A 10,547-nucleotide genomic window follows, 5' to 3' on the forward strand; every position below is an offset into this window, starting at 1 on the left:
GAGGGAATGGGCCATGCGGGCAGGGCAAACGGCAGCTGCGACATCATCCGGGGAAGGCGGGCTGCCGCCCATCCCCGATGAAGAATGGCTGTCCGCCGCCGTGTTGGGCGGCGGCCTGCCGCCGGATGTGCATTACCACCTGTCGGCCGCCGCCCAGGCCTATCATCTGGAGGAGGTGGCGGAACGCCACCTGCGGCAGGCGCGCCTGCTGGCGCCCTGGCACGCCGCCACCCTGATCGCCCTGTACCGCTTCTATTTCTACAAGGGCCGCCTGAAGGACGCGCTGGACATCTGCCGTCTTTGCCTGGCCAAGGCGGCGCGGGACAACAAGCTGTCGGCCGATTGGCGCCAGGTGGTGGCCACGGACGCGGACTTCGGCCGCTTCGACGCGCCGCTGCCCCGCTTCTTTCTGTTCACCCTCAAGGGCTACGCCTACCTGCACATGCGCATGGGCGGCCTGGATGAAGGCTTGGCGGCCGTCCTGAAGCTGCTGGAACTGGACCCCACCGACAAGGTGGGGGCCCAGGTGCTGCTGAATGTCATCCAGCGCATGGGGCAGGATGATCATGACTGACATCGATGAGGCCGTGGACTGGCGGGGCCAGGTGATTTCCTGCGGGACGTGCGCCCACGCCGCGCTTCAAGCCGCCGGCCGGTGCCGGCTGAGGCACGCCTGCGTCAACGACCGCTACGCCCGCCGCATCGACCGGTTCTTCACCTGGAACCCCGAACTGGCCAACGCCCATGTGCGGCATCCGCATTTCGAGGTGCGGGCCATCGCCGCCAAGCACGCCGACATCTTTCTGCTGCCGCCCATGCTGGAGGACCCGGAGGAGGCGGTGCGCTGGAACGCCGTGCGGCGCCTGCCCCGGCGCTACGCCGTGCGCTTGCGCGACGATCCCCATCGTGAGGTGCGCATCCGCGTTGCCGCCCTGCTTGACGAAGCGGACCTGATCCCCATGGTCCGCGACCCCGATTACTACGTGCGTCTGATGGTGGCGCGCCGCGTCGGTCCCGGCCTGCTGGCCCGCATGATAGAGGACAAGGAGCCGGAGGTGCGCCGCATGGTTGCCGTCCGGGCGCCTGTCGAGTGGCTGATCCGCATGGCCGCCGATGCCGACGCCGACGTGCGGTACGAGGTGTCCAAGCGCCTGCCGGGCGATCTGCTGGCCCGCCTGAAACGTGATCCCGACTGGCGGGTGCGGTTCGAGGTCGCCAGCCGCCTGCCCGTGGCGCAGATCGCCGACCTGGCCGGGGATGAGGACATCCTGGTGCGGGAAATGGTGGCGTCGCGCCTGTCGCCGTCAACGATCCCCTTGATGCTGGAGCCCCCCATATTGGAGCCCCCCATATTGGAGGTTGTGTCATGAGCAACATCGTCCGCGACAGCGATGTGGTGGAGATCGTCGATCCCCCCACCTTCACCTATGGGGAAAAGGTGCGCTCCCGGCGCACCGTCCGCAACGACGGCACCTACGCCGGCAAGGAGATCGGCGACATCCTCGCCAAGAAGGGGGAGGAAGGCTACGTCGTCAGCATCGGCACCTTCCTGCAGCAATTCTACATCTACGGCGTCGAATTCCTGGGCAGCGGCAACCGCGTGGGCATGAAGCGCAAGGAGCTGGAGGCCGTGCTGGCCGTGGCGGAGGAGGACGATATCCTCCTGCCCACCGCCCTGCCGGTGCCGGGCCGGGCCGCCGGGGGCCGGCCATGATCGAACCCCGCCAGCCCTTGTACCAGTGGGGACAGCGCATGCGCGCCGTCATCGACCTGATCAACGACGGCAGCTATCCCGACATGCCGGCAGACGCCCTGCTGGCAGCGTCCGGAACGGTGGGGGAGATCGTGCAGGTCGGGACCCATGTGGACAGCGGCACGCCGATCTACCTGGTCGAATTCGCCGACCATCGGGTGATCGGCTGCCTGGAGGAAGAGATCGCTCCCGCCTGACCGGCGGGGTCATCGGGTTACGGGGGGCGGGGCCCAGGGGAAGGGGTGATGTGCATGATGGCGGCATCGCAATGTCTCACTGCGGCGGGGCATCCCAACGATGTGGACCGCAAGCGTATCGAGCGCGCGTTGCAGGCGCGCCAGCGCTACCTCTACGTCCGGCCCAGCGTCGTGCCGGCCCAGGGCGGCTATCGCATCGAAAGCCCCTGCTGCTCACGCAACGTGGATCGCGAGGGCGGGGTCATCGACGTGGCGCTGATCCAGTTCAGCCAGGGGTATTGGCGGCTTTATCGCAAGGACCACGCCCAGGGGACCTGGGAACCGCACGGCGCCTTTGGCCGGCTGGGCGATCTGCTGGACCTGCTGAACGTGGATGCCGACCGGCAGTTCTGGCAATGACGGGGGACGACATGGCGTTGAGCGTGGAAGACCTGGGGACGTTGGATGCGGTTCTGTCCGCCGCATCCGAGGATGCCTTCGCCACCCTGCGCCGCCAACTGCCCCACCTGGCCTGGACGCGCTGCGACGCGTCGGACGTGGCGGAGGATCCCTTCCGCCGCTACGGCGGTTTCGACGTGCATCTGCTGGACGGCAGCGGGCATTGCGTGCGCCTGACGGCGGAGCCCGCTGATGCCACCGGCGTGCTGTTGGCCCGGCGGGTGGGACCATGACTGCGCTGGCCGAGGTGCCGGCGGCGGCGGACCTGATCCGTCTCAGTGACCCGGACATCACGCCGGCGGAACTGGCGGCGGTGGAGCGGGTGCTGCGCACCCCCAACCTGGCCGCCGGCGCCGTGACGGAGGCGTTCGAGGAGGCATTCGCCGCCTATCTCGGCCGGCGCCACGCGGTGGCGGTGGCCAGCGGCACGCTGGGCCTGCTGATGGCGCTGCGCGCCCACGGCATCGGCGCGGGGCAGGAGGTCATCCTTTCCCCCTATGGCTTCCGCGAAACCCAGCATGCCGTCAGCCTGTCCGGCGCCCGCCCGATCTTCGCCGACATCGACTATTGGGCGGGGACGCTGGCGCCGGAAAAGGTGGCCGTTCGCGTCACGCCCGACACGCGCGCCATCGTGGCCGCCAACACCAATGGCCACCCGGCCGCATGGGCGGGGTTGCGGGACCTGGCCAACCGGCACGGCCTGGTGCTGATCGAGGACAGCACGGAGGCCATCGGCTCCCGCTACCAGGGCGGCCTGGTCGGGACCTTCGGCGACACCGCCGTGTTCGATTTCTCCCAGCCCGGCGCGCTGTGCTGTGGCGAGGGCGGCATGGTGGTGACCGATGACGTGGACATCGCCATGGCCCTGCGCCGGCAATGCCGCCACCGCCTGGCCGAGCGCACCTCCGTGGTGGTGGGGGCGACGGCGCCCTACCAGGCCGCCTTGAGCGACCTGGCGTCCGCCCTGGGCCTGGCGCAACTGCGCCGCCTGGATGAGATCCTGGAGAAGCGCCGGGGCGTGCAGCACCTGTATTTCAAGTACCTCCAGTCGTTCGAAGGCATCAAGGACCCCTATGTCGGGCCCGATGTCACCGAGGTGAACTGGTTCCTTTACCAGGTACACCTGGGCACGCGCTTCTCCCGCTCCAGTCGCGACGCCATCGTGGATGATTTGCGGCTGGCCGAGGTCGAGGCCGCCGCCTTCGGCCAGCCCCTGCATCTGCAGCGGCATTACTTCGACCTGGGTTACCGCCGGGGCGACTACTTCGTCACGGAGAAGGTGGCGGACCGCGCCATCGCCCTGCCGTTCCACACGCACCTCAGCGAGGACCAGATCGCCCACATCGTCGAGACGATGAAGGACGCGTCGGTCAACGTCGGCGCCGGGGCGGCGATTTACTGACCACTGATCCAGACCTTGAGGGAGCTTTTGGAAATGTCGCTGCTTACCATCCTGCCGTCCGGCAAGACCATAGATGCCGCCGAGGGCATGACCCTGCTGGCCGCCATCCTGGCGGCGGACGAGACCCTGACCCACAAATGCGACGGCAAGGCCTCGTGCGGGACCTGCCACGTCTTCGTCCAGGAAGGGCGCAAGGGCCTGTCCCGCATCGCGCCGGAGGAGAATGAGCGGCTGGATGCCATGGTCGGCGTGGGGTCGAAATCGCGCCTGGCCTGCCAGGCCAAGGTGCTAGGGACCGAACCCATCAAGGTTGAACTGCTGGGCTTCGGTTCCGGCTTCTGACAAGGGGAAAAGGGATGCACGTCGAGACGGTGATGATCCACGTCCGCTTCGCGCCGGACGGCACGGTGACGGAGATAGGGGAGCGGCCGGCCGCCATTCCGGCCCAGGCCTGGTTCAACCTGCTGAGCCTGAAAGCCACCGGCCCCTACCAGGCCCTCGCCGGCGGGCGGGGCGTGTTCCGCCTGCCGCGATCGGAGATCGAGAGCCTGAAGGGGGAGGTCGCCGCCTAGGCCGCCCCTTTGGCCTCCCCTTTCCGGGCCCCCCATTCCGGAGACGCCGCGGCCGCCGCCATGCCGGCCGTGGTGCTCGCCTTATATGTTCGCTCAGGCGCCGGCGGGGCATCCGCCCCTTGGCTGTCCTCGATTTCCAGTCCGCCTTCGGCTCCCCAGAAATCTCCGGCGGACGCCGTCGCATCCTGCAGTGGCTGACGGCATTATTGCCCCGGCTGGTTGCGCATCCAGTCGGCCAAGGGGGTCAGCGCCTGCAGGATGGCCCCGCGCAAATCCGCGTCGGGCACGGTGGCCATCAGCGCCCCGCTCATGCACAGCAGCCAGGCGTCGCGCTCCGCCACCCCCACCGTGAAGCCCAGATGCCGCGCCCGCAGGCGCGGATGCCCGCGCTCCGCCGAATAGTCGGCGGGGCCGCCCATCCATTGGGCCAGATAGAGCTTCAGCACGCGCTTGGTTTCCGTCAGGTCGGGCGCGTGCATCGCGCGCAGGTCGCGCACCTCCGGCAGGGTGTCCATGTGGTGGTAGAACGCCTCCACCAGCCGGTCGATGGCCGATTGGCCGCCGATGGCCTCAAAGATCGTCCGCTGGGAAACCGTTTCCGTGATCATGGCGCAGCCTCTGTTCCTGGTCCTGTCGAAGGCCGGTTTTGCAGGAAACGTGCCGGTGGGCTTGGCGGCGGAAAGCACGGGCGGCGGCGGCGTTCGTTCCAAACCCCCCTGTCGGGATTGCAACAAACGTCCGGTTGCCGACGCGGCCAATCCTTTGGAAATGACCGGGAATCCTGACTTTTAGCGGCTGGCACGGCGGTTGCTGATCATCCTGCTCAGCCAAGACCCAGCCACGATCGGATGGACCGCCATGTCGGACAGCGCGACCGCGAACCGCCCCGCCAGCAACGCCCCACCCGCCGGCCTGCTGGAGGGCATCGTCCAGGCGGAGGGTTACAAATACGGCTTCATCACCGATGTGGAGACGGAAGACGCGCCGCCCGGCCTGAACGAGGACACCGTCCGCTTCATCTCCGCCAAGAAGGGGGAGCCGGCATGGCTGCTGGAATGGCGGCTGAAGGCCTTCCGCCGCTGGCAGACGATGGCGCCGCCGGACTGGGCCAAGCTGAACATCGCCCCCATCGACTACCAGGGCGCCAGCTATTATTCGGCGCCCAAGGCCGCGTCCGGCCCCAAGAGCCTGGACGAGGTCGATCCCGAACTGCTGAAAACCTACGAGAAGCTGGGCATCCCCCTGGGGGAACGCGCGGCCTTGGCCGGGGTGGCGGTGGACGCCGTGTTCGACAGCGTGTCGGTCGCCACCACCTTCAAGGACAAGCTGGCCGACCTGGGCATCATCTTCTGCTCCTTCGGTGAGGCGGTGCGGGAGCATCCGGAGCTGGTGCGGCGCTACCTGGGTTCCGTGGTCCCGCAGGGCGACAACTTCTTCGCCGCCCTGAACTCCGCCGTGTTCAGCGACGGGTCCTTCGTCTATGTGCCGGCGGGCGTGCGATGCCCCATGGAACTGTCCACCTACTTCCGCATCAACGCCGCCAAGACGGGGCAGTTCGAGCGCACGCTGCTGGTCGCCGACCGGGGCGCCTACGTCAGCTACCTGGAGGGTTGCACGGCGCCGCAACGGGACGAAAACCAGCTGCACGCCGCCGTGGTGGAACTGGTGGCGCTGGAGGATGCAGAGATCAAGTACGCCACCGTCCAGAACTGGTATCCCGGGGATGAGAACGGCAAGGGCGGCATCTACAACTTCGTCACCAAGCGTGGTGCCTGCCGGGGCGCCCGGTCCAAGATCAGCTGGGCGCAGGTGGAGACAGGGTCGGCCATCACCTGGAAATACCCCAGCTGCCTGCTGGAAGGGGAAGGATCGACCGGCGCCTTCTATTCCGTGGCCATCACCAACAACCGCCAGCAGGCCGACACCGGCACCAAGATGATCCACATCGGGCGCGACACCAGCTCGACCGTCATTTCCAAGGGCATCTCGGCCGGCCGGGCGCAGAACACCTATCGCGGCCAGGTCAAGGTGCTGTCCAACGCCGACGGCGCCCGCAACTACACCCAGTGCGACAGCCTGCTGATCGGCAAGCGCTGCGGCGCCCACACCGTGCCCTACATCGACGTGCGCCACCCGGGCGCCAAGGTGGAGCATGAGGCGACCACCTCGAAGATCAGCGAAGACCAGATGTTCTATTGCCAGCAGCGCGGCCTGACGGCGGAGGACGCCCTGTCGCTGATCGTGAACGGCTTCTGCAAGGAAGTGTTGAACGAACTGCCTATGGAGTTCGCGGTCGAGGCGCAAAAGCTGCTGGCCGTCAGCCTCGAAGGCAGCGTCGGCTGAGCGGGAAAGGAACCATCATGAGCAAGCTTCTGGAAATCCGTGGATTGCGGGCCCGCATCGCCAATGGGCGGGAGGTGCTGAAGGGTATCGACCTGGACGTGGCGGCGGGGGAGGTGCACGCCATCATGGGTCCCAACGGGGCCGGCAAGAGCACCCTGTCCAGCGTGTTGGCCGGCAAGCCGGGGTATGAGGTGACGGAAGGCACGGTGCGCTACCTGGGCCGGGACCTGCTGGCCATGCCGGCGGACGAGCGGGCGCGGGAGGGGGTATTCCTGGCCTTCCAATACCCCGTCGAGATACCGGGCGTGAACAACATGTACTTCCTGCGCGCGGCCTTGAATGCCGGCCGCCGCCAGCGCGGCCAGGCGGAACTGGACGCGCAGCAGTTCCTGAAGGCCGTGCGCGACAGGCTGAAGTTGCTGGACATCGGCGACGACCTGCTACGGCGCGCGGTCAATGTCGGCTTCTCCGGCGGGGAGAAGAAGCGGAACGAGATTTTCCAGATGGCCATGCTGGAGCCGAAGCTGGCCATCCTGGATGAAACCGACAGCGGCTTGGACATCGACGCCCTGCGCGCCGTGTCGGACGGTGTCAACCGCCTGCGCGATCCGGCCCGCGCCATCGTCATGATCACCCATTACCAGCGGCTGCTGGACTATATCGTGCCTGACCGGGTGCATGTGCTGGCCGATGGACGCATCGTCGCGTCTGGTGACAAGACCTTCGCCGCCGAATTGGAGCGCACCGGCTACGCCTATCTGGGCGACGCGGCTTGAGCGGGGGCGATGCCATGCTGATGACAGACGACAGCGCGCCGTTCCGCGACGCCTTCGACCAGTTGCTGGCCACGGTGGCGGAACCCGCCTGGCTCACCACCCGCCGGCGGGTGGAGATGGACCGCTTCGCCCTGCTGGGCTTTCCCACCCGGCGTCAGGAAGCCTGGCGGTTCACCGACCTGGAACCGCTCACCGCGGCGCCCCCCCTGCCGGCGGCGGGCGGCGGCGATGGGCCGGCACCGGCGTCGCTGGCGCCCTGGTTGCTGCCTGTTCCCACCCATCGGCTGGTGCTGGTGGACGGCCGGTTCGCGCCCGCGCTGTCGGCCGGTGGGGCCCTGCCGGCCGGTGTGTGGCTGGCCTCGGTGGCGGAGACGCTGCGGCGCCGCCCGGATATGTTGGAACGCGCCTTCGGGGATGGTGAGGAGGCATTTGCCGCCCTGAACGCCGCCCTGTTCACCGACGGGGTGGTCCTGGCGCTGGAACCGGGTGTGGTGCTGGAAACGCCGGTGGAGATCGTCCACCACACCACGTCCGCCGCCCACGCCCGTCTGCACATTGCCCTCGGGGCCGGCGCTCATGCCACGGTGGTGGAAACGGCGATGGGCACGGGGGCCGGCTGGGGCAATACCGTCGGCGTCATCACCCTGGGCGCCGGTGCCATGCTGACCCACCTGCATGTCCAGGCGGAGGACCCGGCCGCCTGCCACACGGCGGCGGTGCGGGCCGTGCTGGCGGACCAGGCCCGGTATGAGGCCTGCGCGCTGATCACCGGCGGGCGCCTGTCCCGGCGGGACGTGGCGGTCACCCTGGCCGGCGACGGCGCCGAATTCCGCCTGCACGGCGCCTATCTGCTGGACGGCGGGCAGGAGGCGACGCTGTCTGTCCGGGCTGATCATCTGGGCCAGGGCTGCCGCACGGAAGAGGTGGTGAAAGGCGTGCTGGCGGGAGCCTCCCACGGCGTGTTCCTGGGCACCGTGGCCGTGGCGCCGGGCGCCGACGGCACCGACGCGCGCCAGCTGAACCGCAACCTGCTGCTCAGCCCCCAGGCGCGGGTGGACACCAAGCCGGAACTGGAAATCCTGGCCGACGATGTGAAGTGCAGCCACGGCGCTACGGTCGGCAGCCTGGACGATGCGTCGTTGTTCTATCTCCAGTCGCGCGGGATCGATCCGGACGCCGCCCGCCGCATGCTGGTGGAGGCGTTCGCGGCGGAGGCCATCGACGCCGCCGGTTTGCCGGATGCCCTGGCGGAACTGGCCCATCGGCACCTGCGGCGCTGGCTGGACGGGGGGGCATCATGACCCTGCTGCTGCAAGACCGGGCCGTGACCCGGCCCGATGGCGCCGCGTTCGATCCGGTGGCCATCCGCCGTCAGTTCCCCATCTTCGGGCGCAATCCCGGTCTGACCTTCCTGGACACGGCCGCCAGCGCGCAGAAGCCGCGCGCCGTGATCGACGGCATGGCCGAGTTCTATCGCACCGACTACGCCAACGTGCATCGCGGCGTCTATGGCCTCAGCGCCCGCTCCACCGCCCGGTTCGAGGCGGCGCGGGAAACGGTGGCGCGCTTCCTGAACGCCGCCGATCCATCGGAGATCGTCTTCGTGCGCGGCGCCACGGAGGGCATCAACCTGGTGGCGCAAAGCTGGGGGCCGGCTTTTCTGCGCCCCGGTGACCAGGTGGTGGTGTCGGAGCTGGAGCACCACTCTAACATCGTGCCGTGGCAGATGCTGCGCCAGCGCCTGGGGATAGAGCTGGTGGTGGCGCCCCTGGGTGCCGATGGCGCGCTGGATCTGGTGGCGTTCCAGGGCCTGCTGGGGCCGCGTACCCGGCTGGTGGCCATGACCCACCTGGCCAATGTCACCGGCCATGTCGTGGCGGTGGAGGCTGTGGTGCGCCTGGCCCACGCCCAGGGTGCCCTGGTCCTGCTGGACGGATGCCAGGCGGTGCCGCGCCTGCCGGTGGACGTGCGGGCGCTGGATTGCGACTTCTACGTCTTCTCTGGCCACAAGTGCTATGGCCCTACCGGCATCGGCGCGCTGTACGCCAAGCGCGCGCTGCTGGACGCCATGCCCCCCTGGCAGGGTGGCGGCGACATGATCCGCACCGTCAGCTTCGCTGAGACCACCTACCAGGACGCCCCCCAGCGGTTCGAGGCCGGGACGCCCGACATCGCCGGCGCCATCGGCCTGGCCCTGGCGCTGGACTTCATGGATGGGCTGGGCCGCGCCGCCATCCGCGACCATGAGGCCGCCCTGACCCGTTATGCCGAGGCGCGGCTGACGGCAATCCCGGGGGTCGGCCTGGTGGCGGCGGGCGGCAGCCGGCTGGGTGCCCTGTCCTTCCTGGTCGATGGCATCCACCCGCACGATCTGGCCACCATTTTCGACCAGCACGACGTTGCGGTGCGCGCCGGCCACCATTGCGCCCAACCCTTGATGGACCGGCTGGACCTGCCGGCGACGGCCCGCGCCTCGTTTGGGGTCTACAGCACGGAGGCTGATGTGGAGCGCCTGGCCGAGGCCATCCGTGCGGCGCAAAGGCTGTTCGGCGTCGCGGCGCGATAGGAAGGGGCACCCCCATGGATTTGCGCGATCTCTACCAGGACATCATCCTGGACCACGGCCGTTCCCCCCGCAATTTCCGGACGTTGGCCGCGCCCAGCCACTTCGCCCACGGCCACAACCCGCTGTGCGGCGACAAGGTCACCATTTTCCTGCGCCTGGACGGCGACCGCATCGTGGAAGTCAGTTTCGAGGGCAAGGGCTGCGCCATCTCCACCGCCTCCGCCTCCCTGATGACGGAGGTGGTCTTGAACAAGACGCTGGCGGAGGCTGAGGCCCTGTTCGGCCACTTCCACGGCACCGTGACAGGGGGCGCGGCATCGGGCACGGCCGGCGGCCTGCCCGATGCCCTGGCGGAGGAGGGGGAGCGGCTGCAGCCCCTGACCGGGGTCAAGGCCTACCCCACGCGGGTGAAGTGCGCGACTTTGGCCTGGCACACGCTGGAGGCGGCGGTGAAAGGCGGCGGCCTGCCCGTGCCGGTGAAGACGGAATAGGGGGCGGCA

The 10,547-nt window shown here is 68.8% G+C and carries 16 protein-coding genes; 15 read left to right on the plus strand and 1 reads right to left on the minus strand.

The annotated features are described in order from the left end of the window. Positions 1–13 precede the first annotated feature (13 nt). From FBZ89_RS07875 to FBZ89_RS07915, 9 genes are read left to right on the plus strand one after another with little or no spacing between them, the layout of a single operon-like run. Positions 14–574 (plus strand): hypothetical protein, encoded by a 561-nt coding sequence (locus FBZ89_RS07875; RefSeq protein ID WP_211115141.1) that lies wholly within the window; start codon positions 14–16, stop codon positions 572–574. Continuing rightward, positions 567–1,370: a 4Fe4S-binding leucine-rich repeat protein gene (locus FBZ89_RS07880; RefSeq protein ID WP_211115142.1), complete on the plus strand. Its 804-nt coding sequence runs from the start codon at positions 567–569 to the stop codon at positions 1,368–1,370. The genes FBZ89_RS07875 and FBZ89_RS07880 overlap by 8 nt, the downstream gene beginning before the upstream one ends. Further along, entirely contained in the window at positions 1,367–1,714 is a 348-nt protein-coding gene (locus FBZ89_RS07885) for a nitrogen fixation protein NifZ (protein ID WP_145749466.1), read from the plus strand. The genes FBZ89_RS07880 and FBZ89_RS07885 overlap by 4 nt, the downstream gene beginning before the upstream one ends. Continuing rightward, positions 1,711–1,950, plus strand: a complete 240-nt coding sequence (locus tag FBZ89_RS07890) for a nitrogen fixation protein NifZ (RefSeq protein ID WP_145749467.1) — start codon at positions 1,711–1,713, stop codon at positions 1,948–1,950. Before FBZ89_RS07885 ends, FBZ89_RS07890 begins: the two co-directional genes overlap by 4 nt. Before the next feature lie 54 nt (positions 1,951–2,004). After that, on the plus strand, positions 2,005–2,349 hold the full coding sequence (locus FBZ89_RS07895) for a DUF3024 domain-containing protein (RefSeq protein WP_211115143.1): 345 nt from the start codon (positions 2,005–2,007) through the stop codon (positions 2,347–2,349). Continuing rightward, complete coding sequence (locus tag FBZ89_RS07900) at positions 2,346–2,621, plus strand: hypothetical protein (protein WP_211115144.1); 276 nt, start codon at positions 2,346–2,348, stop codon at positions 2,619–2,621. Before FBZ89_RS07895 ends, FBZ89_RS07900 begins: the two co-directional genes overlap by 4 nt. Beyond that, complete coding sequence (locus FBZ89_RS07905) at positions 2,618–3,790, plus strand: DegT/DnrJ/EryC1/StrS family aminotransferase (protein ID WP_145749469.1); 1,173 nt, start codon at positions 2,618–2,620, stop codon at positions 3,788–3,790. Before FBZ89_RS07900 ends, FBZ89_RS07905 begins: the two co-directional genes overlap by 4 nt. Before the next feature lie 33 nt (positions 3,791–3,823). After that, the gene (locus FBZ89_RS07910; RefSeq protein WP_145749470.1) at positions 3,824–4,132 is read left to right on the plus strand and encodes a 2Fe-2S iron-sulfur cluster-binding protein; all 309 of its coding nucleotides are present in this window, start codon (positions 3,824–3,826) and stop codon (positions 4,130–4,132) included. A 14-nt stretch (positions 4,133–4,146) separates the two neighbouring features. Continuing rightward, positions 4,147–4,362 (plus strand): hypothetical protein, encoded by a 216-nt coding sequence (locus tag FBZ89_RS07915; protein WP_145749471.1) that lies wholly within the window; start codon positions 4,147–4,149, stop codon positions 4,360–4,362. Between the two features lie 203 nt (positions 4,363–4,565). Here FBZ89_RS07915 and FBZ89_RS07920 read toward each other — a convergent pair whose 3' ends face one another. Next, on the minus strand, positions 4,566–4,970 hold the full coding sequence (locus FBZ89_RS07920) for a group II truncated hemoglobin (RefSeq protein ID WP_145749472.1): 405 nt from the start codon (positions 4,968–4,970) through the stop codon (positions 4,566–4,568). Between FBZ89_RS07920 and FBZ89_RS07925 the strand changes: the two genes are divergently transcribed. The 6 genes from FBZ89_RS07925 to sufU all read left to right on the plus strand — a co-directional run bounded on the left by FBZ89_RS07925 (position 4,963) and on the right by sufU (position 10,538). Beyond that, entirely contained in the window at positions 4,963–5,154 is a 192-nt protein-coding gene (locus FBZ89_RS07925) for a hypothetical protein (RefSeq protein ID WP_145749473.1), read from the plus strand. The genes FBZ89_RS07920 and FBZ89_RS07925 overlap by 8 nt on opposite strands. 66 nt (positions 5,155–5,220) lie before the next feature. Next, entirely contained in the window at positions 5,221–6,705 is a 1,485-nt protein-coding gene (sufB, locus tag FBZ89_RS07930) for a Fe-S cluster assembly protein SufB (RefSeq protein WP_145749474.1), read from the plus strand. Positions 6,706–6,722: 17 nt separating this feature from the next. Continuing rightward, positions 6,723–7,481 (plus strand): Fe-S cluster assembly ATPase SufC, encoded by a 759-nt coding sequence (gene sufC / locus FBZ89_RS07935; protein ID WP_145749475.1) that lies wholly within the window; start codon positions 6,723–6,725, stop codon positions 7,479–7,481. Positions 7,482–7,495: 14 nt separating this feature from the next. Beyond that, entirely contained in the window at positions 7,496–8,782 is a 1,287-nt protein-coding gene (gene sufD / locus FBZ89_RS07940) for a Fe-S cluster assembly protein SufD (protein WP_145749476.1), read from the plus strand. Further along, complete coding sequence (locus FBZ89_RS07945; protein ID WP_145749477.1) at positions 8,779–10,047, plus strand: aminotransferase class V-fold PLP-dependent enzyme; 1,269 nt, start codon at positions 8,779–8,781, stop codon at positions 10,045–10,047. The genes sufD and FBZ89_RS07945 overlap by 4 nt, the downstream gene beginning before the upstream one ends. 14 nt (positions 10,048–10,061) lie before the next feature. Further along, on the plus strand, positions 10,062–10,538 hold the full coding sequence (gene sufU, locus FBZ89_RS07950; RefSeq protein WP_145749478.1) for a Fe-S cluster assembly sulfur transfer protein SufU: 477 nt from the start codon (positions 10,062–10,064) through the stop codon (positions 10,536–10,538). Positions 10,539–10,547 lie beyond the last annotated feature (9 nt).

The organism is Nitrospirillum amazonense, assembly GCF_007828045.1.
Lineage (GTDB): Bacteria > Pseudomonadota > Alphaproteobacteria > Azospirillales > Azospirillaceae > Nitrospirillum > Nitrospirillum amazonense_C.